24 protein-coding genes and 4 tRNA genes are annotated in these 25692 nt (G+C 65.3%); 11 read left to right on the plus strand and 17 right to left on the minus strand.

Annotated elements, in window-relative coordinates; genetic code table 11:
• Positions 1-158 precede the first annotated feature (158 nt).
• On the plus strand, positions 159-1331 hold the full coding sequence (gene nhaA, locus RAM80_RS10530) for a Na+/H+ antiporter NhaA (protein WP_416426318.1): 1173 nt from the start codon (positions 159-161) through the stop codon (positions 1329-1331).
• Positions 1332-1394: 63 nt separating this feature from the next.
• On the opposite strand, the gene RAM80_RS10535 is transcribed toward nhaA, so the two are convergent.
• The 6 genes from RAM80_RS10535 to dinG form a co-directional block, all read right to left on the minus strand.
• Positions 1395-1859, minus strand: a complete 465-nt coding sequence (locus RAM80_RS10535; RefSeq protein WP_416426319.1) for a glycine zipper 2TM domain-containing protein — start codon at positions 1857-1859, stop codon at positions 1395-1397.
• A gap of 202 nt (positions 1860-2061) precedes the next feature.
• Entirely contained in the window at positions 2062-2709 is a 648-nt protein-coding gene (gene pdxH, locus RAM80_RS10540; RefSeq protein ID WP_416426320.1) for a pyridoxamine 5'-phosphate oxidase, read from the minus strand.
• Between the two features lie 18 nt (positions 2710-2727).
• Positions 2728-3735 carry an OmpA family protein gene (locus tag RAM80_RS10545; protein ID WP_416426321.1) on the minus strand — a complete coding sequence of 336 codons (1008 nt, stop codon included), beginning with the start codon at positions 3733-3735 and terminating at the stop codon, positions 2728-2730.
• Positions 3736-3851: 116 nt separating this feature from the next.
• The gene (locus RAM80_RS10550; protein ID WP_416426322.1) at positions 3852-4997 is read right to left on the minus strand and encodes a serine hydrolase domain-containing protein; all 1146 of its coding nucleotides are present in this window, start codon (positions 4995-4997) and stop codon (positions 3852-3854) included.
• Positions 4998-5186: 189 nt separating this feature from the next.
• A complete protein-coding gene (locus RAM80_RS10555) occupies positions 5187-7457 on the minus strand; it encodes a beta-agarase (RefSeq protein ID WP_416426323.1) in 2271 nt (756 codons plus the stop codon).
• Between the two features lie 84 nt (positions 7458-7541).
• On the minus strand, positions 7542-9686 hold the full coding sequence (gene dinG, locus RAM80_RS10560) for an ATP-dependent DNA helicase DinG (protein WP_416426325.1): 2145 nt from the start codon (positions 9684-9686) through the stop codon (positions 7542-7544).
• A gap of 96 nt (positions 9687-9782) precedes the next feature.
• On the opposite strand from dinG, the gene RAM80_RS10565 reads away from it, so the two are divergent.
• The gene (locus RAM80_RS10565) at positions 9783-10247 is read left to right on the plus strand and encodes a CopD family protein (RefSeq protein ID WP_416426327.1); all 465 of its coding nucleotides are present in this window, start codon (positions 9783-9785) and stop codon (positions 10245-10247) included.
• Positions 10248-10253: 6 nt separating this feature from the next.
• Here RAM80_RS10565 and RAM80_RS10570 read toward each other — a convergent pair whose 3' ends face one another.
• From RAM80_RS10570 to RAM80_RS10585, 4 genes are all read right to left on the minus strand, one after another.
• Positions 10254-11012, minus strand: a complete 759-nt coding sequence (locus tag RAM80_RS10570; RefSeq protein WP_416426329.1) for a collagen-like protein — start codon at positions 11010-11012, stop codon at positions 10254-10256.
• A complete protein-coding gene (locus RAM80_RS10575; protein ID WP_416426331.1) occupies positions 11005-11295 on the minus strand; it encodes a DUF1145 domain-containing protein in 291 nt (96 codons plus the stop codon). Before RAM80_RS10575 ends, RAM80_RS10570 begins: the two co-directional genes overlap by 8 nt.
• A 192-nt stretch (positions 11296-11487) precedes the next feature.
• Positions 11488-12213: an OmpA family protein gene (locus RAM80_RS10580; protein WP_416426333.1), complete on the minus strand. Its 726-nt coding sequence runs from the start codon at positions 12211-12213 to the stop codon at positions 11488-11490.
• Positions 12214-12301: 88 nt separating this feature from the next.
• Entirely contained in the window at positions 12302-13003 is a 702-nt protein-coding gene (locus RAM80_RS10585; RefSeq protein ID WP_416426335.1) for an OmpA family protein, read from the minus strand.
• Positions 13004-13155: 152 nt separating this feature from the next.
• On the opposite strand from RAM80_RS10585, the gene RAM80_RS10590 reads away from it, so the two are divergent.
• Both RAM80_RS10590 and RAM80_RS10595 read left to right on the plus strand, forming a co-directional pair.
• Complete coding sequence (locus RAM80_RS10590; RefSeq protein ID WP_416426337.1) at positions 13156-13653, plus strand: DUF6231 family protein; 498 nt, start codon at positions 13156-13158, stop codon at positions 13651-13653.
• Between the two features lie 4 nt (positions 13654-13657).
• Complete coding sequence (locus RAM80_RS10595) at positions 13658-14134, plus strand: YchJ family protein (protein WP_416426339.1); 477 nt, start codon at positions 13658-13660, stop codon at positions 14132-14134.
• Here the strand turns inward: RAM80_RS10595 and RAM80_RS10600 are convergent.
• Positions 14124-14660 (minus strand): hypothetical protein, encoded by a 537-nt coding sequence (locus RAM80_RS10600; RefSeq protein ID WP_416426341.1) that lies wholly within the window; start codon positions 14658-14660, stop codon positions 14124-14126. The two genes, RAM80_RS10595 and RAM80_RS10600, sit on opposite strands and share 11 nt — an antisense overlap.
• 126 nt (positions 14661-14786) lie before the next feature.
• On the opposite strand from RAM80_RS10600, the gene RAM80_RS10605 reads away from it, so the two are divergent.
• The 4 genes from RAM80_RS10605 to RAM80_RS10620 all read left to right on the plus strand — a co-directional run bounded on the left by RAM80_RS10605 (position 14787) and on the right by RAM80_RS10620 (position 19318).
• Entirely contained in the window at positions 14787-15266 is a 480-nt protein-coding gene (locus RAM80_RS10605) for an LEA type 2 family protein (RefSeq protein ID WP_416426343.1), read from the plus strand.
• 480 nt (positions 15267-15746) lie between these two features.
• Positions 15747-15950: an SEC-C metal-binding domain-containing protein gene (locus RAM80_RS10610; protein ID WP_027977214.1), complete on the plus strand. Its 204-nt coding sequence runs from the start codon at positions 15747-15749 to the stop codon at positions 15948-15950.
• A 122-nt stretch (positions 15951-16072) separates the two neighbouring features.
• Positions 16073-16717, plus strand: coding sequence for a glutathione binding-like protein (locus RAM80_RS10615; RefSeq protein ID WP_416426345.1), 645 nt, complete (start codon positions 16073-16075; stop codon positions 16715-16717).
• Between the two features lie 147 nt (positions 16718-16864).
• Positions 16865-19318: a penicillin acylase family protein gene (locus RAM80_RS10620; RefSeq protein WP_416426347.1), complete on the plus strand. Its 2454-nt coding sequence runs from the start codon at positions 16865-16867 to the stop codon at positions 19316-19318.
• Between the two features lie 148 nt (positions 19319-19466).
• Here RAM80_RS10620 and RAM80_RS10625 read toward each other — a convergent pair.
• From RAM80_RS10625 to RAM80_RS10640, 4 genes are all read right to left on the minus strand, one after another.
• Positions 19467-19543, minus strand: a tRNA-Asp gene (locus RAM80_RS10625).
• Positions 19544-19562: 19 nt separating this feature from the next.
• Positions 19563-19638 (minus strand) — tRNA-Val (locus RAM80_RS10630).
• A gap of 169 nt (positions 19639-19807) precedes the next feature.
• Positions 19808-19884, minus strand: a tRNA-Asp gene (locus tag RAM80_RS10635).
• A gap of 13 nt (positions 19885-19897) precedes the next feature.
• Positions 19898-19973 (minus strand) — tRNA-Val (locus RAM80_RS10640).
• 162 nt (positions 19974-20135) lie between these two features.
• On the opposite strand from RAM80_RS10640, the gene rdgC reads away from it, so the two are divergent.
• From rdgC to sugE, 3 genes are all read left to right on the plus strand, one after another.
• A complete protein-coding gene (gene rdgC, locus RAM80_RS10645) occupies positions 20136-21056 on the plus strand; it encodes a recombination-associated protein RdgC (RefSeq protein ID WP_416426349.1) in 921 nt (306 codons plus the stop codon).
• Between the two features lie 101 nt (positions 21057-21157).
• Positions 21158-22090 carry a bile acid:sodium symporter family protein gene (locus tag RAM80_RS10650; RefSeq protein WP_416426350.1) on the plus strand — a complete coding sequence of 311 codons (933 nt, stop codon included), beginning with the start codon at positions 21158-21160 and terminating at the stop codon, positions 22088-22090.
• Between the two features lie 126 nt (positions 22091-22216).
• A complete protein-coding gene (sugE, locus tag RAM80_RS10655; protein ID WP_416426351.1) occupies positions 22217-22531 on the plus strand; it encodes a quaternary ammonium compound efflux SMR transporter SugE in 315 nt (104 codons plus the stop codon).
• A 17-nt stretch (positions 22532-22548) separates the two neighbouring features.
• Here the strand turns inward: sugE and RAM80_RS10660 are convergent, their stop codons facing one another.
• Together RAM80_RS10660 and RAM80_RS10665 are read right to left on the minus strand one after the other, a co-directional pair.
• A complete protein-coding gene (locus RAM80_RS10660) occupies positions 22549-24423 on the minus strand; it encodes an MFS transporter (protein ID WP_416426352.1) in 1875 nt (624 codons plus the stop codon).
• 95 nt (positions 24424-24518) lie between these two features.
• The gene (locus RAM80_RS10665; protein ID WP_416426354.1) at positions 24519-25667 is read right to left on the minus strand and encodes a TDT family transporter; all 1149 of its coding nucleotides are present in this window, start codon (positions 25665-25667) and stop codon (positions 24519-24521) included.
• Positions 25668-25692 lie beyond the last annotated feature (25 nt).

Below are 25692 nucleotides of genomic sequence, written 5' to 3' on the forward strand. Positions count from 1 at the left end.
GACACGTCCTATCTCCCCTGGCGTCCTTCGCTGTTAGGGTCCACTGCCCTGCCTTGCCTGCCATTTTTGTTATAACAAAAACGAATATAACTTTTGTTTTAACAACTGCCGGTACGGGTTAGGGTGTCCCCCTTCGAACACCAGGATGGAGCGCGACCGTGCCTCTGCGTAGTACTTTGACACGTTTCTTTCAGTTGGAAGCGGCCAGCGGCCTGCTGCTGATCGCGGCCGCCGTGCTGGCGCTGATCATCAACAATTCGCCGCTCTCCGGCCTGTACCACAGCTTCCTCGACACGCCGGTAGTGGCCCAGGTTGGCGCCTTGCAAATCGCCAAGCCGCTGCTGCTGTGGATCAACGACGGGCTGATGGCGCTGTTCTTCCTGATCATTGGCCTGGAGGTGAAACGCGAAGTGCTGGAGGGCCAGCTGTCCAGCGTCTCGCAGGTAGCCCTGCCGGGCGCCGCAGCCATTGGCGGCATGGTGGTGCCGGCGCTGATCTTCTGGGCCCTGAACAAGGACAACCCCGCCGCCCTCAGTGGCTGGGCCATTCCCATGGCCACCGACATTGCCTTCGCCCTGGGCGTGCTGGCCCTGTTGGGCAAGCGCGTGCCGGTGTCGTTGAAGCTGTTCCTCATGACCCTGGCGATCATCGACGACCTGGGCGCCATCGTGGTCATCGCCCTGTTCTATTCGGGGGCCATCTCCAGCCTGGCGCTGATGCTGGCGGGCGCTTGCCTGCTGGCCCTGATCGCCATGAACCGCCTGGGGGTGGTGAAGCTGGCGCCCTACCTGGTGGTGGGCGCCATCCTTTGGGTGTGCGTGCTCAAGAGCGGGGTGCACGCCACCCTGGCGGGCGTCACCCTGGCCTTCTGCATTCCCTTGCGCACCCGCAACGCCGAGCCATCGCCGTCGCGCAGCCTGGAGCATGCCCTGCACCCCTGGGTGGCCTACGCCATCCTGCCGCTGTTTGCCTTCGCCAACGCCGGCGTGCCACTGGCGGGCGTGACCCTGGAAAGCTTCACCCACCACGTGCCGTTGGGCATCGCCACCGGCTTGCTGGTGGGCAAGACCTTGGGCGTGTTCGGCCTGACCTGGCTGGCGATCAAGGCAGGCCTGGCGGCACTGCCCGAAGGCGCCAGCTGGAGGCAGCTGCTGGGGGTGTCGATACTGTGCGGCATCGGCTTTACCATGAGTCTGTTCGTCGGCTCGTTGGCCTACGTGCCGGGGCAAAGCCCGTTCGCCGGCGAGGACCGCATGGGCATCCTGACGGGCTCGATCCTGGCGGCGTTCATCGGTTATGCGGTGACAGCGATGGCCAGCCGCAAAGCCTGACCTGGCCATGCGGCACAAAAAAACCCGGCCTAGGCCGGGTTTTTCGTGTGCTGCGTGCGGGTATCAGTGCGAAACGCGGCTGGTACCGTCCACGGTCATGATGCGCACACGCTCGCCGACGCGGAAGATCTCGTTTTCCTGCACCTGCTGCACGTAGGCACGCATGCTGCCGTCGTCTTCGCGCACGGTGATTTCCACGCCTTGGGCGCGGGTCATGCCTTCTTCGGCAGCGGAGCCTACCAGGCCACCGGCCACGGCGCCGATCACGGCGGTGATGATGCTGCCACGGCCGCCACCGATGGCGCTACCGGCCACGCCGCCGACCACGGCGCCGGCGCCAGCGCCGATCGGGGTCTTGGTGCCTTCGATTTTCACCGGGCGCAGGGACTCGATGGTGCCCATGCGCACGGTTTGCACACGACGTGCTTCATCACGCGAGTAGGTGTCGCCCTGCAGGTTGGAGACGCAACCACCCAGGAACAGGGACGAAGTCGTGAAGCAGGCAAGAAGCAGTGCGGATTTACGCATGAAAATTCTCCGTGGGGCGTAGGTGCCCATTAAACGCTGGCCGTCGCAGGGTGTCACGACGCCAGCTGTAATAAATTGCGTCCATTCAGCTGAAGTACAGCCGTTCTGGCGGGCTTTGGAGGGCCGACGAAATGGCACGCTTGCGTGCAATCATGCCACATCGTCTGGACAACTGAGGAGAGGAAAAGGTCTGCCGCGCCGATCAGGGGGCCAGGCGCTCGCGCTGCCAGGCCTGGTCCACCAGGCGGTAGTTGAGCCGATCGTGCAGGCGGCTGGAGCGCCCCTGCCAGAACTCGATGCGCTCGGGCACAAGGCGGAAGCCGCCCCAGTGCTCGGGACAGTGGGGCTGGGTGTCGCTGAAGCGCTGCTCGGTGGCCTTGAGCAGGCCCTCGAGTTCAGCGCGGTCGGCGATCACCCGGCTCTGCGGCGAGGCCCAGGCACCCAGGCGGCTGCCCAGCGGGCGCACCTGGAAGTAGGCGTCGGACTCGTCATGGCTGACCTTGCTCACCCGCCCTTCGATGCGCACCTGGCGCTCCAGGGTGGGCCAGAAGAACGTCATGGCGGCAAAGGGGTTGGCGTCCAGCTGCCGGCCCTTGTCGCTTTCGTAGTTGGTGAAGAAGGTAAAGCCATGGGGGTCCAGGGCCTTGAGCAACAGCACGCGGCAGTGTGGCCGGCCCTGTGCATCGACGGTGGCCAACGTCATGGCGTTGGCCTCCACGGGCGCTTGCTCGGTGGCAAGCGCTTCTTCGAACCAGCGCGTGAACAGCGCAAACGGCTCGACCGGGGCATTCGCCTCGGTCAGGCCGTCACGGGTGTAGTCACGGCGCATGTCGGCGAGTGCCTGGGTCATTGCGCGCTTCCTGGACTATCAGTTCTGGGTCTGGGCTACCGCGTCAGCCTTTTTCTTGGCCGGCGCTGCCGCCTTGGCAGGGGTCACTTTCTTCTTGGCCGCGGGTTTGGCCGGGGCCTTCTTCGCGGTGGCTTTCTTGGCCGCGGCTTTCTTGCTGGCCGGCGCCGGTGCTACCACTGGCTTGACGTCCTGGGTGGCGACCATTTCGGCCACTGGCGGCGTTGGCGAGTTGTACTTGGCAACCAGGGCCACCATGGTTTCCTGCGGGGTCAGCAGGATTTCGACACGGCGGTTCAGGGCACGGCCCTGGGCGCTGTCGTTGGCGGCACGTGGCATCAGCGAGCCCATGCCACGCATGGCCAGGCGCTTACGGTCCAGGCCGCTCAGGTGGAAGATGGCAGCCACGGAACCCGCACGTTTCTGGCTGATTTCCTGCACGTCGGCGGCGCCGCTGGCGTCAGCGTGGCCCAGGACCAGCACGGCGGTCTTGGGGTCGTTCTCGACGGCCTTGGCGATGTTGGTGATGGGGCTCAGGGTGATAGGCAGCAGCAGTTCGGGACGGCGCGGGTTGAAGCTGCTGTCGATCGGGGCGATGACCACCAGCACGTCTTCGCGGCGCTCGACCTGGAAGTTGCTGCCCTTGACCGCTTCACGCACTTTCGGCTCGTAGCTGTCGAGCCACGCCTGGGTCATCTTGGTGTCGATCTTGGGCACCACGGCAACGGCCGGGGCGGCTGGCTTGGCGGCATCGCTGCTGCCGCCGAACGGCCAGTACCAGTGCTTGCCGGTGTCGGCAGGCGCGGCGGCAACGGCAGGGGCAACTACAGGGGCGGCTGCAGACTTGGCTTCATCCTTGGCAACTTTGTCGTTGATCGCGCCGGCCACGTTCTTGTCGGCTGCGTGGTCCGCAGCACCGAACGGCCACCAGCGGAAGCCGCTGTTGTCTGCCGTGCTGTTCTGTGGAGTCTGGGCGCAACCGGTCACGGCCAGGCACAGGGCAAACGCGATGGATTTATTGGAGTACATAAGCTTTCCACAAGGATGAGGTTGATACAAAGCGGGTTAGAAAACCCGTTTAAACCGTTGATTTGATATTAGATGAATCGACCGCTTGCAACTGCCCGTCGGTCGATTCGCGCAGTTTATAGACAAGTGGCAAGTACCCGCACCAGCTTTTGTGCGCGCGGGTCCATCAGGATGTACGGGCCCAGCGTGTTGGTGACGAAACCGAAGGCCACGTCGCGCTCGGGATCGGCAAAACCAACCGAGCCACCGGCGCCAGGATGACCGAACGCCTTGGCCCCGAGGCCGAAGGTGGCGTTGGCCAGGGCCGGCTGGTCGAGCATGCAGCCCAGGCCGAAACGGGTCGGGGTCAGCAGGGTCTTGTCCGGGCCAACGCTGTGCTCGCGGGTCAGTTCGCCCAGCAGTTCGGGCTCCAGCAGGCTGCCGTCGAGCAGGCCGCTGTAGAAGCCCGCCAGGCTGCGGGCATTGCCGTGGCCATTGGCCGCCGGCTGCTGCATGCGCCGCCACTCGGGCTTGTTGGTGCTGGTGAGCACCGACGGCGGATTGGTGAAGGCACGGGTGCTCATGGCGGTGGGCTCGCGCATGGTGACCTGCAGCAGGCGCTGGGCGGCTTCGTCGCCCATGTTGCCCTTGCCACGGGCGATGTGCGCGACGCGGTGGAACTCCGAGTCGGCCAGGCCGACGTGGAAGTCCAGCCCCAGGGGGCGGGCGACCCGGGCGACGATGGACTCGCCGGGGCCGCGGCCATCGGCACGGCGCAGCAGCTCGCCCACCAGCCAGCCGTAGGTGATGGCGGCGTAGCCGTGGCCGGTGCCCGGCGTCCACCAGGGCGCCTCGGCCGCCAGCGCATCGACCATCACCTGCCAGTCATACAGGGCCTCGGGCGGCAGCAGCTCGCGCAGCGCCGGCAGGCCGGCCTGGTGGCAGAGCAGCTGGCGCAGGGTGACGTTTTCCTTGCCCGCCGCAGCGAACTCGGGCCAGTAGCGGGCCACGGGCAGGTCGAGGTCGAGCTTGCCTTCCCCCACCAGTTGCAGCGCCGTGACGGCCGTGAAGGTCTTGGTGCAGGAGAACAGGTTGGCGATGGTGTCGCTGTGCCAGGCTTCCTGGCCGTCCTTGTCGGCGGTGCCCGCCCACAGGTCGATGACCGTCCGCCCGCCCACCTGGATGCACAGCGCTGCGCCACGCTCCTGGGGATCGTCGAACAAGGCGGCAAACGCCTCGCGCACCGCTTCGAATTGAAGCTCGTAATGACCCTGAATCTGCACCCAGTGACTCCTGCACGACATTGAACGAAGTGGCCGGCATTGTTTCAGCCCTTGGGGCTTTTGTGAACAGATGCCGGTCAGTTGGTGGGTATCTTTCTGCATACAGCGTGTAACTGCTGCGGCGAGGGAAATGGCCTGGACCGCAGGGCGCGGCCTTCCCGCGGATGGCCGCCCCGCCGCTGCTACAGGTTATTTGTGGGCTGCGCCGCCTTTGTCGCCTTTCTCGGCCGGGGCTGGTGCGGGCAGGGTCTTGGCCAGCTGGTCCAGGGTGTCCTGGTTGCTCTTGCGCACCGCGGCGATGAAACCCTGGTACGGCACGTCGGTGATGCCCACCAGGCCGAAGTGGCCGTTCTCGCCGTCCAGCAGGCGGCCCGTCACGGGCTGGTCGAGGTACTGGAACCAGTGCACGCCGACGATCGTCGGTTCCTGCAAGGCCGCCTTGAGGAAGCCGGCGTAGGCGTTGCCACGGTCCTCTTCCTTGGCCACTTCCATGGGGCCAGGCCAGAACGGGCCGCGGTCGCGGGAGCCGAAGGTGAACTCGGAGACCAGCACCGGCTTGTCCAACTGGCGCAGGCGGGCGAAGTCATAGCCGTCCTGGGGCTTGGGCGTATAGAAATTGAAGCTGAGCACGTCGCAGTACTGCGCGCACGAGTCCACCGCCTCGGGGCTGGACACGGCGTAGCGGCCACCCAGCAGCAGGTGGTTGGGCGCATGCCACTTCAGGGCGTCGGCGATGGTCTTGAAGTAGGTGTCGGCGAACACGCGCTGGAACTGCTTGAGGTCGGCCTCGATCTCCGGATGTTCCGGGTTGGGCAGCGGCGCCTCGAAGCCGGGGTCTTCCATCAGTTCCCAGGCCGGCAGGCTGATGCCCCAGGCCTTGGACAGGCCCTCCTGGTTGCGGTACTTATCACGCAGCTGCTTGAGGAACGCGCGTTTGGCCGGCACGTCGGTGGTCTGGCGCAGGGTGCCGTAGGCCAGCGCATAGCGCGATTTCGGGTCGTTGCCGGGGCCGGCCCAGGCCAGTTCGTTGTCGGCGAAGTAGCCGATCAGGAACGGGTCGTCGCGGTGGTCGCGGGCGGCGATGGCCACGGCACGCTCGGTGGCCATGGCGAAACGCGGGTCGAACGGGTCAGGCATGCGTCCCCACCAGTCCATGCCGGTGCTGATGCTGGCGTAATCGCCGACAATCGACAACGGCAGCACGTAGGGCACCCGCTGGTTGCCTTCCAGCGCCGGCGCGCTCCAGTTGCCCAACGTGTTGAAGCCCCAGGCCTGCAGGCGGTCCAGGGTGTGCTGCTGCCAGCGAATGGCATCGAACGGCTGCTTCGCGCACGGCGCCTGGGCCGTTGGCGTGCACGGCGTGGCATAGGTGCGTTGCAGGTTGGCGCCATAGAAGTCGAACCAGCGACCGCTGCCGAACCCACGGCCCACGGACGAGCCGTTGCCGTCCTGGTTGTTGCTTTGCCCGTAGTACTGGGCCTCGGGCTCGTCGGCCTTGGGCAGGTGGGTAAACATCCACTCGCGGCCCTGCACGTAGGTGCGGTCGTTGTCGGCGGCCACGGCGTTCACGCCCAGGGAATAGAACGGGTGCCCTTCGGGGGTCACCAGGTACCAGCGGCCATCGCGCTTTTCGGTGCGGAAGAAGCCACTGGCGTTGAACGCCGGCCCCTGGACCAGGCCACCGAACTTGTCCAGCGGTGCCTTGCCGCGCTCGGCCAGCCAGCCCTTGAGCTGCTGCTGTTCGCGGCTGGCGGCGGCCTTGAGTTGATCGTCACTGCTGACCTTTTCCGGCCAGCGCCCACGGTTGAACTGCCCGTACTCGTCGACCAGGTCGGCGTAGGCAGCCTTCTGCAACTCATCGCCCTCCACCACGCCGAAGCGTTCGAGCAGGATGTTCTGGGCCACCGCCGGCTTGTCCATGGACAGGGTCACCGACACCACCTGGCTGGCGGTCAGCTCGCCCTGGCTGCTGGCCAGCAGGGTGCGCTGGCCGTCATGCATCCACGGCATCGGCGGGCCTGCGCGCATGCCCTGGCTGAGGGCCGAATTGGCCTGCAGCGGGATGACCAGGGTCTGCGCCGGGCCGGCCGGCAGGTCGATGCGGCTGGTCAGGGTCTTGCCGTCGTTGCTCTGGATTTTCACGTACAGGGTCACCGCCCAGTCCATGGCGCTCTGGGCACGCAGGGTCATGGCGCTGTCGGCAGACCAGTCCCAGGCCCCGGCCTGGGGCTTGAGGGTGAGGCTCGGCGCGGCCACCGGGTTGAACGTCACCCGGCGCAACACCTCCCCTTCGGCCGTCTGTTCGGCGTTGTACTGCGGCAGGCTGGCATCCGCGACCGTCACCTGTACCACATCGGCGGGACGGACGAAGTTGAACAGCGTCTGCTGCGCACCGGGGGCCGCCAACAGCGGGGTGGTGCACAGCAGTGCGAATACAGCGGGTAACGAACGGCGAATCATGGGGTTCCAGCTCTCCTTGATGGCCGGTGTCGGCCTCGGTCAGGGTTATAGACAGCAAAGCAGGGATTTTTCACCCTGCGTGCTTCAGGAAATTTCGCGACGGAATGGCGGCAGCGCGTTGAGGATTGCCTTGCCATAGCGCTGGGTGACCAGGCGCCGGTCCAGCAGGGTGATGGTGCCGCGGTCCTGTTCGGTGCGCAGCAACCGGCCACAGGCCTGGATCAGCTTCAGGGACGCGTCGGGCACGGCGATTTCCATGAATGGATTGCCGCCCCGCGCTTCGATCCACTCGGCCAGGGCCGCTTCCACCGGGTCGTCCGGCACGGCGAAGGGGATCTTGGCGATGACCACGTGCTCGCAGTAGGCACCCGGCAAATCGACACCTTCGGCGAAGCTGGCCAGGCCGAACAGCACGCTGGAATCGCCGCCATCGACGCGCGCCTTGTGCTTGTTCAAGGTTTCCTGCTTGGACAGGTTGCCCTGGATGAACACCTGCTTGCGCCAGTCGCGGTCCAGGCCGTCGAACACGTCCTGCATCTGCCGGCGCGAGGAGAACAGCACCAGGGTGCCGCGCGAGCCTTCCACCAGGCCGGGCAGGTCGCGAATGATGGCCGCGGTGTGCGCCGTGGCGTCGCGCGGGTCGGCGCGCAGGTCTGGCACGCGCAGCAAACCAGCATCCGCGTGGTGGAACGGGCTGGGCACTACGGCGGTAACAGCCGTCTTGGGCAGGCCCGAGCGCATGCGGAAACGGTCGAACTTGCCCAGCGCAGTCAGGGTGGCCGAGGTCACCACCGCGCCATGGGCGACGTTCCACAGGTTGCGCCGCAGCATCTCGGCGGCCAGGATGGGGCTGGCGTTGACCTCGATGTCGAACATGGCGCCGGCCTCGGCCAGGGTCAACCAGCGCGCCATGGGCGGGCTGTCTTCCGGGTCCTCGGCGGTGAAAGCGGTCCACAGCTCCCAGTTGCCCAGGGCGCGGGACTGCAGGCTGCCGAACAGCGGATACCATTCCTCGGCCTGGTGGCTGGGGATGCCGATACTCTTCTCGGCGTCCATGCCTTCCTTGAGCAGGTCGGCCAGGCGGGTGAACAGGTCATTGAGACGGGCAAAGCCCTTCTTCAGCTCGATGCCCATTTCACGCATGTGCTCGGGCACCACGCCGCCGACGAAGCGATGGCGTGGGCGTTCGCGGCCTTCCATGTCCTCGCCGGCGCGGAAATCGGCCAGTTGCTCGCAGGCACTGAACATGAACTGCTGGTGGTTCTTGATCTCGCGCGCCAGCTCCGGCACCTGCTCGATCCACTTGCCCAGGTCACCCGGCAGCGGGTGCTGGGCCAGCAGCTTGGTAAGGTTCTTGGCCGTGCTTTCCAGCCAGTCGGCGGTGGAGCGCAGGCGGGTGTAATGGGCGAAATGGCCGATGGCCTTGTCCGGCAGGTGGTGGCCTTCGTCGAACACGTACATGGTGTCGCGCGGGTCGGGCAGCACGGCGCCGCCGCCCAGGGCCAGGTCGGCCAGCACCATGTCGTGGTTGGTGACGATCACGTCGACCTTGCCCATGCCTTCGCGGGCCTTGTAGAAGGCGCACTGCTGGAAGTTGGGGCAATGGCGGCTGGTGCACTGGCTATGGTCGGTGGTGACGCGCGCCCAGTCCTTGTCTTCCAGGGCGGTTGCCCAGCTGTCGCGATCACCGTCCCATTTGTTGCCGGCCAGCTTCTCGATCATGCTGGTGAACAGCTTCTGGCTGGCTTCGTCCACCTCGATGCGGAAGCCCTCCTCCTCGAACAGCTGGGCGGTGGCGGTCTGCGCGTGGCCTTCCTGCAACAGGATGTCGAGCTTGGACAGGCACAGGTAGCGCCCACGGCCCTTGGCCAGCGAGAACGTGAAGTTCAGGCCGCTGTTCTTCATCAGGTCCGGCAGGTCCTTGTAGACGATCTGCTCCTGCAGGGCGACGGTGGCCGTGGCAATGACCAGGCGCTTGCCCGCTTCCTTGGCAGCCGCGATCGCCGCCAGGCTGTAGGCCACGGTCTTGCCGGTGCCGGTGCCGGCCTCGACGGCCACCACGGCGCATTCGCCCGAGCGACGCCCTTCGTCGTCACACTCGATGTCGCCCAGTACCTTGGCGACTTCGGCGATCATCAAGCGCTGGCCATAGCGAGGCTTGAGGCTCTTGGCTTCGAGGAAACGCGTGTAGGCGCCCTGGATCTGGGTTTTGAGTTGGTTGCTGATCATGATTCTGGGGCGTGAACGCCTGGATAAATTTTCAGTGTTTCATTAAGGGCCGCTATCATACCCCGCTAAACCCTCGCGCGCTGAACGGAGATCCACATGGCTGCATATGCCCCCCTCTACACCTTGCATGTCTGGGCAGCACTCATCTGGGTGGGCGGCATGTTCTTCGCCTGGCTGGTGCTGCGCCCGGCGGCGGTTACAGCCCTGGAGGCACCTGCGCGGCTGAAGCTGTGGGCGGAAGTTTTCCGACGCTTTTTTCTCTGGGTCTGGCTGGCCGTGCTGATTCTTCCGATAAGTGGCATCGCCATGATCCAGATCAGCTTCAGCGGGTTCGAGACCGCGCCGCGCTACGTGCAGGTGATGATGGGCTTGTACCTGGTGATGGTGGCGTTGTTCATTCGCATCACAATGCTGCAGTTGCCGACGTTCAATACGGCGGTCCAGGCCCAGGACTGGGCCACGGCGGGTACCAGCCTGGCGCAGATACGCCGGCTGGTGGGCATCAACCTGATCATCGGGTTCCTGCTGGTGGCGGTGGCCGCGGCGCGGCCACCGTTCTGACGCTGCCTACAGGCGCTGCACCGTCAGCGCGCCCGGCTGGCCGGCAACACCGGGTTCGCCCGGCTGGCCAGGGCGGCCGGCCTTGGCACCGGCGGTGCTATAGATGAAGCAGCCCTTGGCCTTGCCACCGGCACCGGCCTTGCCCGCTGCACCCGCCAGGCCGCCGACGCCGCCGTCGAGTTGCACCTTGATGGCGTCGTTGGGGTAGTCGCGGGGCACCTGCAGGCGCACTTGCGCGCCGTTGGCGCCGTCATGGCCGTTGCCGCCGTTGAGGCCATCGGCACCGCGGCCGGCCTCGCCCCACAGGCAGCCCGGCGCCTGGCCGTTGGCGCCGTCGAGGCCGAAGTAGCCTGGCGCGCCGGCGCCGCCACGGGCGTCCACCGCCAGTTGCGGGCCTTGCAGCGCTTGCAGTTGAAGCACCAGGTTGCGCCCAGGCAGCGCGGCCTTCTCATAGGTGCCGGGGGCGCCACGGGCAAGAATCTGGCTGCCTTCGCCCAGTTCGGCGCGGCGCGCCTCGATACGCAGCTCCTGCTGGCCCGGCACGATGGCGATGCGCGCCTCATGGCCCAGGCGCAGCTCGCCCACCTTCAGTTCCACCAGGTTGTCCGGCACCAGCAGGGTGGCGTAGTCCTCCACCACCAGGCGGTCGAGGGTCAGCACGCCGTCCTTGCCCGGCAGACGCATCAATGAATGAGGTTCGACACTCAGGCTTTCGGCCATCGCCAAAGGCGTGAACAACGCCGCTACCAGACACAACCTACGCATTGTTGCTCTCCTGCACCGACCGGGTCGGAATTGAACGCACATGAAATATACCCACCAGCAGGATCTGCAGGCGGTCAAACCAGGGATGGGTGCGGCCACGCAGGCTGGCCTGGAACAGCAGGACTTCCAGCACGTGCAGAAGCATCAGCGTCGCGCCGGTGAAGTTGATCAGCGTGCGGAACGGATGTGTCATGGGCATGAGCAGATTGACCAGCACCACCCACCAGAACAACACCGTCAAGGCCTTGCCCAGGGTACACCACCACGCCATGCCCGCCCCCATTGATTATTCTTTCCCCGCACAGTAACGCCGGGGTGGTGTTTGTGCCATATCTGCATGAACAAAAAATGACAGTATTGTGCTGACAATCCGTAGCCGCTGCCGCCAGGCTGCGCTGGCCGGTGTGAACCCTGAAGAACTTCAGCGCAGCACAGGACCAGCGCAGCCTGGCGGCAGCGGCTACAGCACGCGTGACTAGCGGTTGATGTGCAGCTCCACGCGGCGGTTTTTCGCCCGGCCCTCGTCGGTGTCGTTGTCGGCCACCGGCTTGCGTTCGCCGTCGCCTTCGCTGGTCACCTTGTTGGCAGGCACGCCCTGGCTGATCAGGAACTTCGCCACGCTGTCGGCACGCCGCTCCGAGAGCTTCTGGTTGTAGGCATCGCTGCCCTTGCTGTCGGTATTGCCCACCACCTTGATGCTCACCACGTCGGCGGCCTTGAGCTTGTCGAGCAAGGCGACCAGCTGGTTGCGCGCCTCCTGGGTCAGGGCCGAGGAATCGAAGGCAAACAGCACGTTGCCGGCGTCGCTCAGGGTGATCACTTCTTCGGGTACGGGGGTGGGTTCAGGGGCCTTCACGGTCGCCGGGTACTGCGGCAACGGGCAACCCATGTGGTCCACCGGGGTGTTGGGCGGGGTGCCCGGGCAATGGTCGCGGCGGTCGAACACGCCGTCGCCGTCCTCGTCGCCATCCTGCGCGTAACAGATCAAGCCACCGGTGATCGCGCCCAATACCCCCAGGCCGCCGGCCCAGGAAGAGCTCTTGATGGCGCCTAGGCCGCCACCCACCACACCACCGATAAGGCTGCAGATAGGCCAGTTCCTTTGATTGAGCGGGGCACTGCCATCACTGGTAGTGGCGCAACCGGAGAGAACACTGCTGACCAGAAGAACGGGAAGTGCTGCCCGCCAGATTAATCTCATATGAATGCTCCTGTGTCACCGGCCGGTGCCGGTAACACAGGAGTAAAGACCGGCCTGTGAAATTCACAAGCCGCGCGGGGCGAGGTTTTCAGCGGTCGATGCGGATCTCCACGCGACGGTTCTGCGCGCGGCCATCGGCAGTCTTGTTGCTGGCGACAGGCTGGGTCTCGCCGGCGCCACTGATGGACACGAAGCTTGAGCGAGGAATGCCTGCGCCTACCAGGTAGTCGACAACCGAATGGGCGCGGCGGTCGGACAGCTTTTTGTTGTAGCCAGGCTTGCCGACGCTGTCGGTATGGCCGGTCACGGTCAGCTGGGTAGAAGGCGCCTCGGTCTTCAGCTTGGTGGCGACCTTGTCCAACTGCATCTTGTCAGGGCCGGTCAACTTGGCCGAGTCGAACTCGAAGTGCACGTCACGAATGACGATGACTTCCTGCTTGGGCAGCGGCGCCGGCTCCGCGACAGGCGCTGGGGCTGGTGGCGGGAATGGGCAGCCGGTGGCATCCACCGGGGTGCCTTTAGGCGTGTGCGGGCACTTGTCGCGGCTGTCCGGCACGCCATCACCGTCCTCGTCGCCATCGCCGTGCACCCAGCAGTAGGCCGCCGCCACGCCGCCGCCCACCAGCACGCCCCAACCGGCGTAGGTGGAGTTCTGCAGCGAGCCCAGCGCCGCACCGGTAACACCCCCGACAGCCGCGCACTTGGGCCAATCGGTCTTCTGCAACCCTGCGCAACCAGTCAACACACTGGTTAGCAGTACCAAAGGTAATGCCTTACTCACTATGCTCATCAGGTCTCTCTCCAGATGGGGGGTAAATCGGCGCATGAACCGATGCATTGGGAGTAAAGACGGCACTTTGCAGATGCGCCAGCAATAAGCCATATGGCTAGGCTGCCGACGTGAACAAGGCTACCCTTGGCAGCTCTGACCGAGGACGTTCAATGACCGCACGCTTTTCTTCGCGCACGCCGCAACAAGCCCTGGCCGCCTTGCTGGACCGCTACGCCCCGCAGCGCCTGCTGGTGGTGGGCGCCAGTGATTTCCCGGCCCTGGCCGCCTTCAAGGACGCCCACCCCGACAGCGTCGTCGCCCAGGCCGCGCCGGGCGTGCTGCCGCCGGAACTGGCCAGCCAGCGTTTCGACCTGGCGGTAGTGGTCGACTGCCTGGAACATGTGCCCAAGCGCACGGCCCTGGAGCTGCTGGGCGGCATCCGCAACCTCAACGCCAGCCGCCTGGCCGTGCTGGTGGACCTGGCGGCCAGCGGCTGGAGCGAAACCGACTTCTATGCCCTGGCGCTGCAGGCCAACGAGCGCTTCCAGCGCGACGAACAGGTGCTGACCCTGTTCAACTACGACCTGCGCGAATACAAGCAGGTGCCTGACTGGCTCAACTCGCGGTTCTGGGCCAACCCGGAAAACTTCGGCAAGTATTGGTGGTGATGCAATGAGTACAAGCATTTGCCCGTGCGGCAGCGGCAACCTGCTGGACGCCTGCTGCGGCCATTACCATGGCGGCGTGCCCGCCCCCGACGCCCAGGCGCTGATGCGCTCGCGCTACAGCGCCTATGTGCTGGGGCTGATCGATTACCTGGTGGCCACCACGCTGCCAGTGCAGCAAGCGGGCCTGGACCGCCAGTCCATCAGCGACTGGAGCGCGCAAAGCACCTGGCTGGGGCTGACCGTGGAAAGCGCCGAGGTGTTCGGCGGGCAGCCGGAGCATGCGTTCGTGACCTTCGTCGCGCGCTGGCATGACCTGGGCGGGGAACACAGCCACCGCGAACGTTCATCCTTCGTACAGAACGGCGGGCGCTGGTACTTCATCGACCCGACCGTGCCGCTGAAGGCTGGCCGCAACGACGCCTGCCCCTGCACCAGCGGGCAGAAATTCAAGAAGTGCTGCGCCGCCTACGTCACGGCATAAGCTTGATATGCCCGGTGTCCGGCGCCGGCGGCGCGGCGGGCGCGCGGGCCTGGCCCATGTCGCTGCCGGCCGGCGCCAGGCTGAACTGCGACAGGTTCAGGCGCGGCGGCTCCACATCGGGCTTCTGCGGCTGCAGGTCGGCACCCGCCTCGGCCACTTCATAGCCAGGGGCCTGCACCTCGACGAACGCCGCCATGTAGCAATCACGTGGCACCCACGGCTCTACCATCTTGCTGGGCTTGCGCACAAAGCCGGGAGCGTCCGGCGGCGGTGCCATTTCGATTTCTTCCATCTGCACCGGCACCGCTTCCACCGTGACGATGATGCCCGCGCGTTCCAGGGTAGAGCGATATTTTTCCGCTGCCTGGGGGTCCAGGTCACTTTTGAGCACCAGCCGCCGGCCGCTGAACAGCGCATCGATACGCGCGCCATCGGACTGGAACAGCTTGGCCAGGTTGGCCTTCACCAGCGCCAGCTGCGCGCCGGGCACCAATTGGCCCCTGAAGACAATTTCGAACAACCCCATCCTGTGCCTCCTGCCTGACGGGCACTGGCCCACCGAGAGTAATGGCATCAGTATGGCCCATCTGCGATTTTGCCAACAAGCGAGCCGTGGCATTGGGTAGACTCAAGGCATCGCGAGGGATCAGCCATGCACACACGGACACTGCGCCTGCTCACCTTCTGCCTGTTCCTGGGCCTGAACGGCTGCGCCAGCTGGTTTGCCGACGACAGCCAGGCCCCGCAGGTGCACCTGCTGGCCGTGGAGGTGGTGAAGGCCAAGCTGGTGCAGCAGAAGTTCATGCTGCACTTCCGCATCGACAACCCTAACGACAGCACCCTCACCGTGCGCGGCCTGCATTACCGCGTGCACCTGGCCGATATCCTGCTGGCCGACGACGAATACGACGAATGGCTGCGCGTGGACGGCCACTCCAGCGCCCGCTTCAACGTGCCGATCCGCACCAACCTGTGGCAGCACCTGCGCGACGTGGTCAAGCTGCTGCGCCACCCCGACCGGCCGATTCCCTACCGGCTGGAGGGGGAACTGAAGACCGGGTGGTTCTGGGGCGATGACGTGGTGCTGCGGCGCAGCGGGGAGATCATGCCTGGGGAGTTGATGGGTAAGTAGCCACAATTACCGGCGCCATCGATCCTGTAGCCGCTGCCGACAGGCTGCGCTCGCTGGTGTGCACATTGGAGATCTTCAGCATAGCCAAGGGCCAGCGCAGCCTTCGGCAGCGGCTACTTCGCCCCCCTCCATATCGAGCCAGGAGGGCTGTAGCTCGGCCTTGCGCACCCCGGTTCGGAATCATCGCCAAGCAGTAGCAAATGGCGGTTTCTGCAAACGACCCTTGTCACCAGAACAGGGCGCTTGGCCCCCCGATGGATTTCACCCATTTCCTTCATCCCCTTCAGCAGGCGCTCAAACAGGGCTTTTTCCATAATGACTCCGCGTCGCAGTGCGAAAGAAGAAAGCCTGGGGAAAAACCTCATTCCTCGCAGTCAGCCGCTTCCGATCCCAACGCAGGACATTTCTTTTATCCCCGCCCTCCCCACCCCCCACCAGCAATGAGATAATTCCCCCCAGTTCTAATTCGGAGACACCCAGATGACCCAGCAACCCCATGTCCATGGCCCTGACTGCAACCACGATCATGACCATGATCACCACCACGACCACGGCCATGTACACGGTCCGCACTGCAACCACGAACCCCAGGAGCCTGTGCGCAACGCCCTGAAGGACGTTGGCCGCAACGACCCGTGCCCCTGCGGCAACGGCAAGAAATTCAAGAAGTGCCACGGCGCCTGATTGAATGATCCACGGCCAGGCGCCCGCGCCCTGGCCGTGGAATACTGAAATGCTTTGAAACAAAAACGCTGGCGCAGTACAACAGTCGTTCTTGATGTAGCCCCCTCAACGTGGAGCGTTTCATGATCGACCTGCATTACTGGACCACCCCCAACGGCCACAAGATCACCCTGTTCCTGGAAGAAGCCGGGCTTGAGTACCAGGTCCATCCGGTGAACATCGGCAAGAACGAACAGTTCGCGCCGGCCTTCCTGAAGATTTCCCCCAACAATCGCATTCCGGCCATTGTCGACAGCCAGCCTGCCGACGGCGGTGAGCCGATTTCGCTGTTCGAGTCCGGGGCCATCCTTTTATACCTGGCGGAAAAGACCGGCCAGTTCCTGCCCAAGGACCTGCGTGGCCGTGAAGAAGTGCTGCAGTGGCTGTTCTGGCAGATGGGCGGCCTGGGGCCGATGGCGGGGCAGAACCACCACTTCAACGTGTTCGCTCCGGAAAAAATCCCCTACGCCATGAAGCGCTACATCGACGAGACTGCGCGCCTGTATGGCGTGCTGGACAAGCGCCTGGCCGACCGCGCCTTCGTGGCAGGCGAGGCCTACAGCATCGCCGACATGGCCATTTACCCCTGGGTGGTGCCTTACCAGCGCCAGAGCCAGGACCTCGACGATTTCCCGAACCTGAAACGCTGGTTCCTGGCCATCCAGGCGCGCCCGGCCACCGGGCGTGCGTACGCCTGGGTCGAGCGGATCAACCCGCCAAAAGCCTGATTTTCGTCGCGCCTCCGGACCTTGCCTGCAAGGCCCGGGGCACCGGCCGTCCTGCCATGCAAATAAAGCTGGCCGCCCGCTTGCGTGGCGTGTGCGCGCTCACTAACGTAGCGCCTTTTAGCCGCCAGCCCCGCAGGAGCTTCCGCCATGGCCTCGCCAGCCTTTACTCACTTCATTCCCCGGTTCGGCGCCGCCGCGACCCTGGCCGGGCTGATCAGCCTGAGCGGTTGCCAGGCCTGGCTCGACAGCCGCTACGCCGACAGCGTGCCGCCCGACAGCGGCGTGCAGCCACTCAAGGGGCTGGCCCAGAACGTCTCGGTGCGCCGCAACGCCAGCGGCATGCCGCTGATCGAAAGCAGCAGCTTCCATGACGCGCTGTTCGCCCAAGGCTACGTGGCCGCCAGCGACCGCATCAGCCAGATGGTGGGCATGCGCCTGCTGGCCCAGGGACGCCTGTCCGAGATGGCCGGCCCGCAGATGCTGGATGTCGACCGCTTCATGCGCGCCGTCAATCTCAAGAAGAATGCCGATGAGCTGTACGCAGCGGCGTCGCCGCGCCTCAAGCGCTTCTTCGAGGTGTACGCCCGCGGCGTCAACGCCTACCTGTTCCGCTACCGCGACAAGCTGCCGATGGACCTGGCCGAGTCGGGCTACAAGCCCGAATACTGGAAGCCGGAAGACTCGGCGCTGATCTTCGCCCTGTTCAATTTCAGCCTGTCGGTGAACCTGCGCGAAGAGCTGGCGTCGCTGACCCTGGCGCAGAAAGTGGGCGTCGACAAGCTGGCCTGGCTGATCCCCACCTACCCGGACGAACCGCTGCCCTTCGACGAGACCGACAAGCTCAAGGGCGTCAGCCTGGCGCAGATCCCGGGCCTGGCCAACGTCGACAAGGTCGCCGGCGACCTGGCGGGCCTGAACCTGTCGAGCATCAGCAGCGGCGACAACTGGGCCATCACCCCGGCGCGCGCCCGCAGCGGCCGCAGCCTGCTGGCCAACGACACGCACCAGCCGCTGGCCAGCCCGTCGCTGTGGAACTACGTGCAGCTCCGCGCGCCGAAGTTCCAGGCAGCGGGCGTCTCCCTGGCGGGCATCCCTGGCATCATGGCCGGCTTCAACGGCAAGGTCGCCTGGGGCATGGCCCCGGCCATGGGCGACAACCAGGACCTGTTCCTGGAGAAGCTGCAACGCCAGGGCAACCAGCTGCAGTACCTGGCCGACGGCAAGTGGCGCCCAGCGGGCGTGCGCCAGGAGACCTTCTTCATCAAGGGCCAGGCGCCGTTGCGCGAAGCCGTGTACGACACCCGCCACGGCGCACTGCTCAACAGCGCCCTGGCCGGCGCCCCGCTCGCCAACGGCCTGGGCCTGGCGCTGCAAACCCCGGACTACAAGGACGACAAGAGCCTGGACGCGCTGTTCGACCTGTCGCGCGCGCAGTCGGTGGAAGCGGCGTCCGATGCCAGCCGTGAGGTTCGCGCCATCGCCGTCAACATGGTCTTTGCCGACGCCCAGCACGTGGGCTGGCAGGTAACCGGCCGCCTGCCCAACCGCCGTGAAGGCCGCGGGCTGGTGCCGTCGCCGGGCTGGGATGGGCGCTACGACTGGGACGGCTACGCCGACGCCATACTGCACCCCTACGACCAGGACCCGCCGCAAGGCTGGCTGGGCACCGCCAACCAGCGCACCGTGCCGAAGGGTTACGGCATGCAGCTGTCCAACTCCTGGTACTACCCGGAGCGCAGCGAGCGCCTGGCCGAACTGGCCGGCGCCGGCAAGCAGGACACGCGCAGCATGATCGCCATGCAGTACGACCAGACCACCACCTTCGCCAACAAGCTCAAGGCGATGTTCCAGGCACCGGGCATGGCTCAGCCGTTGAAGCAGGCCATCGACGCCCTGCCCGCCACCGACCGCGCCAAGGCCCAGGAAGCGCTGACGCGCCTGCTGGCGTTCAACGGCAACCTGGCGCCGCAGTCCGCGGACGCCGCCCTGTACGAACTGTTCCTGCAGGAAAGCGCCAAGCAGACCTTCCTCGACAAACTCGGCCCGCAGGACAGCCAGGCCTGGAAAGCCTTCGTCACCGTGGGCAGCCTGTCGTACTCGGCCCAGGCCGACCACCTGCTGGCGCGCGAGGACAGCCCGTTCTGGGATGACTCGCGCACCCCGCAGAAGGAAGACAAGCCGGCCATCCTGGCCCGCAGCCTGGCGGCGGCGGTCAACGAAGGCGAGCGGCAACTGGACGCCGACCACAAGGCCTGGCAGTGGGGCAACCTGCACCGTTACCAGTGGGCCACCAAGGGTCCGCAGCTGCCCGTGCGCCAGGCCGGTGGCGACCACACCACCCTGAATGCCGCGGCCTACGCCTGGGGCGCGAACTTCGACGTCACCCAGGCGGCGTCCATGCGCTTCATCGTCGACTTCGCGCAGAACGAACCGCTGCTTGCGCAGAACAGCCCGGGCCAGTCCGGCAACCCGGCCAGCCCGCACTACGCCGACGGCATCGATGGCTGGATGAAGGCGCAGTACGTGAGCATTCCGCTGCAGTCGCAGAACTATGACCGCGCCTACGGCACCCAGCGCCTGACGCTGACACCCGGCAAGTAAAGACGCGGCCTGTGGCCGCTGCTACAACCCCGTAGCAGCGGCCCCAGGCCGCGTCCCACTCCCCCACAAAAATCGCAGACGAAAAAAAGCCTGCACAAGGCAGGCTTCTTTTTTGGTACCAGGCGTTCAGTGTTCCTGGTGCCGAATATGGCGCAGCGGACGGGACTCGAACCCGCGACCCCCGGCGTGACAGGCCGGTATTCTAACCGACTGAACTACCGCTGCGCGATACACTGTGAGCGAGTGGTGGGTGATGACGGGATCGAACCGCCGACCCTCTGCTTGTAAGGCAGATGCTCTCCCGGCTGAGCTAATCACCCTTCGTCTCTCGGTGTGGCGCGCATTCTACGGATGGATTCTGCATATGGCAAGCCGCAAAATGACAATTATTGCATCGAGACACCAATCATTTTCTGCAGACGAAAAAAAACCTGCACTAGGCAGGCTTTTTCGTAGGTATCAGGCGTTCAGTGTTCCTGATACCGAATATGGCGCAGCGGACGGGACTCGAACCCGCGACCCCCGGCGTGACAGGCCGGTATTCTAACCGACTGAACTACCGCTGCGCGATACACTGAGTGGTGGGTGATGACGGGATCGAACCGCCGACCCTCTGCTTGTAAGGCAGATGCTCTCCCGGCTGAGCTAATCACCCTTGTCTCTCGGTGTGGCGCGCATTCTACGGACGCACCCAGGGCCTGGCAAGCTCTTTTTTAAATTATTTTTCCAAGCCTTCCAAACACTTAGCGCAGGGTTGGCCTGCGCCCTCACACGGGACAATAATGCGCCCCTTATGTGCTGAGGAGTGATTCACCCCATGTGGTTCAAAAACCTGCTTGTCTACCGTTTGACCCAAGATATTCCTTTCGACGCCGAAGCACTGGAAACCGCATTGGCCACCAAGCCGGCCCGCCCCTGCGCCAGCCAGGAGCTGACCACCTACGGCTTCGTCGCTCCCTTTGGCAAAGGTGAGGACGCGCCCCTGGTTCACGTCAGCGGCGACTTCCTGCTGATCAGCGCCCGCAAGGAAGAACGCATCCTGCCAGGCAGCGTCGTGCGCGACGCCGTCAAGGAGAAGGTCGAAGAGATCGAAGCCGAGCAGATGCGCAAGGTCTACAAGAAAGAGCGCGACCAGATCAAGGACGAGATCATCCAGGCCTTCCTGCCGCGCGCCTTCATCCGCCGCTCGGCCACCTTCGCCGCCATCGCCCCCAAGCAGGGCCTGATCCTGGTGAACTCGGCCAGCCCGAAACGCGCCGAAGACCTGCTGTCCACCCTGCGCGAAGTGCTGGGCTCGCTGCCGGTGCGCCCACTGACCGTGAAGACCTCGCCGACCGCCGTGATGACCGAGTGGGTGAAAACCCAGCAAGCCGCGCCGGACTTCTATGTACTGGACGAGTGCGAACTGCGCGACGTCGAAGAAGACGGCGGCATCGTGCGCTGCAAGCGTCAGGACCTGACCGCCGACGAGATCCAGCTGCACCTGAGCACCGGCAAGCTGGTGACCCAGCTGGCCCTGGCCTGGCAGGACAAGCTGTCGTTCGTGCTGGACGACAAGATGGTGGTCAAGCGCCTGAAGTTCGAGGAACTGCTGCAGGACCAGGCCGAGGAAGACGGCGGCGACGAGGCCCTGGGCCAGCTGGACGCCAGCTTCACCCTGATGATGCTGACCTTCGGCGACTTCCTGCCGGCGCTGTTCGAAGCGCTGGGCGGTGAAGAACTGCCGCAAGGTATCTGATGCGGCCCTGACGCGGCCTACGGCCACTGCTACAAAAACCTGTAGCAGCGGCCGTAGGCCGCGTCATTGCCACCGCAATCCATAATAAGGAAACACCTCCCATGCGCGCCCTGGCCGCCCTCAGCCGCTTCGTCGGCAACACCTTCGCTTACTGGGTCCTGCTGTTCGCCGTGCTGGCGTTGCTGTTCCCGCAATGGTTCGTCGCCCTCAAGGTGCTGATCGTGCCGCTGCTGGGCCTGGTGATGTTCGGCATGGGCCTGACCCTGAAAATGGACGACTTCGCCGAACTCAGCCGCCACCCCTGGCGGGTGCTGCTGGGCGTGGGCGCCCACTTCGTGATTATGCCGGGCATGGCCTGGTTGCTGTGCCAGCTGTTCCACCTGCCGGCCGAGATCGCCGTGGGCGTGATCCTGGTAGGCTGCTGCCCAAGCGGTACTGCCTCCAACGTCATGACCTGGCTGGCCAAGGGCGACCTGGCGCTGTCGGTGGCGATTGCCGCCGTGACCACCCTGCTCGCACCGCTGCTGACGCCGGCGCTGATCTGGCTGCTGGCCTCGGCCTGGCTGCCGGTGTCATTCATGGAGATGTTCTGGTCGATCCTGCAGCTGGTGATGCTGCCGATCGTGCTGGGCGTGGTTGCCCAGCGCCTGCTGGGCGCGCGGGTGCGCTACGCGGTGGAAGTGCTGCCGCTGGTGTCGGTGGTCAGCATTGTCATGATCGTCTGCGCGGTGGTGGCCGCCAGCCAGGCAAAAATCGCCGAGTCGGGCCTGCTGATCATGGCGGTGGTCATCCTGCACAACAGCTTCGGCTTCGTGCTGGGCTACGTCACCGGCCGCCTGTTCAAGCTGCCCCTGGCGCAGCGCAAGTCGCTGGCCCTGGAGGTGGGCATGCAGAACTCCGGCCTGGGCGCCGCCCTGGCCAGCGCGCACTTCTCGCCCCTGGCGGCGGTGCCCAGCGCGCTGTTCAGTGTGTGGCACAACATTTCCGGGGCCCTGCTGGCGACCTTCTTCCGCAAGATGAAAGACCGCCCATAAGGGCTGGCTTGCCCTTGCGCGGCAAAATGTGCACTATAATGCGCATCGACGGGACGACCCGGCGATGCGCTTTTTTATTGCCCAGGGGACGACCCCATCACTGAAACTGGATGATGGAGCGTGCTCATGTCCTGGTTGATTCTATTCTTCGCCGGCCTGTTCGAGGTGGGCTGGGCCATTGGCCTGAAATACACCGACGGCTTTTCCCGCCCCCTGCCTACCCTGCTCACCGTTGCCGCCATGGCGGCCAGCCTTGGCCTGCTGGGCCTGGCCATGCGCGACCTGCCTTTGGGCACCGCCTACGCCATCTGGACCGGCGTGGGCGCGGTGGGCACGGTGATCGCCGGCATCGTGCTGTTCGGCGAATCAGTGGCGCCCATGCGCATCGCCAGCGTGGCGCTGATCATCACCGGCCTGATTGGCCTGAAAATCAGCGCCTGAGCCTCAACGCCTGCTGCTCAACGGCCGGCGCCGCGCAGCTCGCTCACCCGGGCGCGCAGCTGCGCCGGCACCGCGTCGTCGCCCTGCACCGGCTGCCCGGCCACCAGCACCACGCGCGACCACAAGCGGCGGAAGAAGCCCTTGGCCGGGTCGCGGCTGAAGAAACTGCCCCATAGCCCCAGCAACGCCAACGGCACCACCGGTACCGGGGTCTGCTCCAGCACCCGGGTCACGCCGCTCTTGAACTCGTCGATCTCGCCATCGGTGGTCAGCTTGCCCTCGGGGAAGATGCACACCAACTCGCCGTCGGCCAGGTACTGGGCGATGCGCTTGAACGCCTGCTCGTAGACCTGCGGGTCCTCGCTGCGCCCGGCGATGGGAACCGCCCCGGCAGTGCGGAAGATGAAGTTGAGCACCGGCAGGCGGAAGATCTTGTAGTACATCACGAAGCGAATCGGCCGCCGCACCGCGCCACCAATCAGCAGCGCGTCGACGAACGACACGTGGTTGCACACCAGCAGCGCCGGGCCTTCGTCGGGAATGCGCTCGAGGTCGCGGTGCTCCACCCGGTACATGGAATGGCTGAGCAGCCAGATCATGAAACGCATGGTGAACTCGGGGACGATCTTGAAGATGTAGGCGTTGACCGCGATATTCATCACCGACACCACCAGGAACAGCTGCGGAATCGACAGCTTGGCCACGCTCAACAGAATGATGGAGACGATGGCTGACACCACCATGAACAGCGCGTTGAGGATGTTGTTGGCGGCAATCACCCGCGCCCGCTCGTTCTCGGCGGTGCGCGACTGGATCAGCGCGTACAGCGGCACGATATAGAAGCCGCCGAACATGCCCAGGCCGAGAATATCCAGCAGCACCCACCAGGTGTGGCCGATGCCCAGCAGGGTCAGCCAGTCATTGGCCTGGGGCGCCTGGGCGAACTCGCCCGAATGCCACCACAGCAGCAGGCCGAACAGGGTCAGGCCGAACGAGCCGAACGGCACCAGGCCGATCTCCACCTTGCGCCCCGACAGCTTCTCGCACAGCACCGAGCCCAAGGCGATGCCCACCGAGAACACCGTGAGAATCAGGGTGACCACGGTTTCATCGCCGTTGAGCCAGTCCTTGGCGTAGGCCGGGATCTGCGTCAGGTAGATAGCGCCGACGAACCAGAACCACGAGTTGCCCACCACCGAACGCGACACCGCAGGCGTCTGGTTCAGGCCCATTTTCAGCGTGGCCCAGGACTGGCTGAAGATGTTCCAGTCAAGCTTCAACCCGGGGGTGTCGGCCGCCGCGCGCGGGATACCACGGCTGGCCAGGTAGCCCAGCACGGCCACGCCGACGATCGCGGCACTGACCAACGGCGCGTAGTGTGCCTGGGACATCAGCACGCCCGCGCTGATGGTGCCCGCCAGAATGGCCAGGAAGGTACCCATTTCCACCAGGCCGTTGCCGCCTACCAGCTCTTCTTCGCGCAGGGCCTGGGGCATGATCGAGTACTTCACCGGGCCGAACAGCGCCGAATGGGTGCCCATGGCGAACAGCGCCGCCAGCATCATCCACAAGTGGTCGAACAGGAAACCAGTGGCGCCCACGGCCATGATCACGATCTCGCCCAGCTTGATCAGGCGGATCAGCGTGTCCTTGTCGAATTTCTCGCCAAACTGCCCCGCCAGCGCGGAAAACAGGAAGAACGGCAGAATAAACAGCAGCGCACACAGGTTGACCCAGATGGAGCGGTCGCCGCCGATGCTTAATTTGTAGAGAATGGCCAGGATCAACGACTGCTTGAACACGTTATCGTTGAAGGCCCCCAGGGACTGGGTGAGGAAAAACGGCAGGAAGCGCCGCTTGCCCAACAGGCTGAATTGCGAGGGGTGACTCATCGTCCTTTGCACCTTGGTGGCGCCGCTTGCGGCATAGGCTTTTGGCATTGGATGCGGCCTGCTGCCCTGCAAGCCACATCCGCCACCTAGATTACCTAAAGTTTGCGCGCCGCGATGCACGGCGACACAAACAGCTCGCCGCGCCAGGCGCCACCCAGGGTGCGCGCCATCACCACCGCCCACAACATTGCCAGGCAGGCCACCAGGCCCTGGCCGCACCAGGTGAAGAAGCCCAGGTGCAGCACGTTGCCCAGGCGCAGCGTGGCCAGGGTGTACACGCCCAACGGGAAGATGAACGCCCACCAGCCCAGGTTGAACGGCATGCCGCTGCGCAGGTAGCGCACGGTGATCAGCACCGCCAGCAGCATCCACCACAGGCCCATGCCCCAGAGGATCACCGCGCTGACCACGCCCAGGCCGTCGATCATGCTGCCCACACCTGGCAGCACGCCGGCTGCGGCGAAAATCGCCGGGGCGTCACCACCCAGCAGCAACATGCCCAAGGCGCCGGTGCCGATGGGCCCCAGGGCCAGCCAGCTCGACGCCGCCATGCTTTCATGGGGCAGTTTGTGCAGGGCCATGCGCAGCATCAGGATGGTCAGGATGGCGAACGCCACCGGCACCGAGAACGCCCACAGCACGAAGCTGGTGATAAGCATGCCGAACTGCGCCGCCGGGTCCGGCAGGTGCGGGGCCAGCAGGCCGCCGCTGGCCGCAGCCACTTCGGCGGCCACCACCGGCAGCAGCCATACGGCGGTCATCTGGTCGATGCTGTGCTGCTGGCGAGTGAACATCAGGAACGGTATACCCACCCCGCACAGCAGCGACAGGGCCACGTCCAGCCACCATAGCCCCTGCAGCCATGGCAGCGCGGCGTTGCCCACCTGGGGCAAGGCGAACAGCACGAAGCCGTTGATCAGGGTGGCCAGGGCCATGGGAATGGTGCCGATGAACATCGACACGGTGGAATGCCCGAAAATGCGCCGCGCCTCGTCGAAGAACAGCACCCAGCGCGCGCCGTACAGAGCGGTGAACACGCCAAACAGCACGGCCGCCAGCAGCCACAGGCCATGGGCCAGGCCATGCACCAGCGGCCAGCCGGCCGGCAATTGCGCCAGGGCCAGGGCCAGCACGCCGGTGCCCATGACCACGGCGAACCAGTTGGGGGTGAATTGGCGAATCACTTCGCGGGGGTGCTGAAGCGCACTGAACGGCCGGGTGGCCAGGGGAATCGGGCGTTGCATGATGGGGTCTCCTGTCCTCGTGTGA

It is taken from the genome of Pseudomonas sp. App30 (genome assembly GCF_047947025.1).
Lineage (GTDB): Bacteria > Pseudomonadota > Gammaproteobacteria > Pseudomonadales > Pseudomonadaceae > Aquipseudomonas.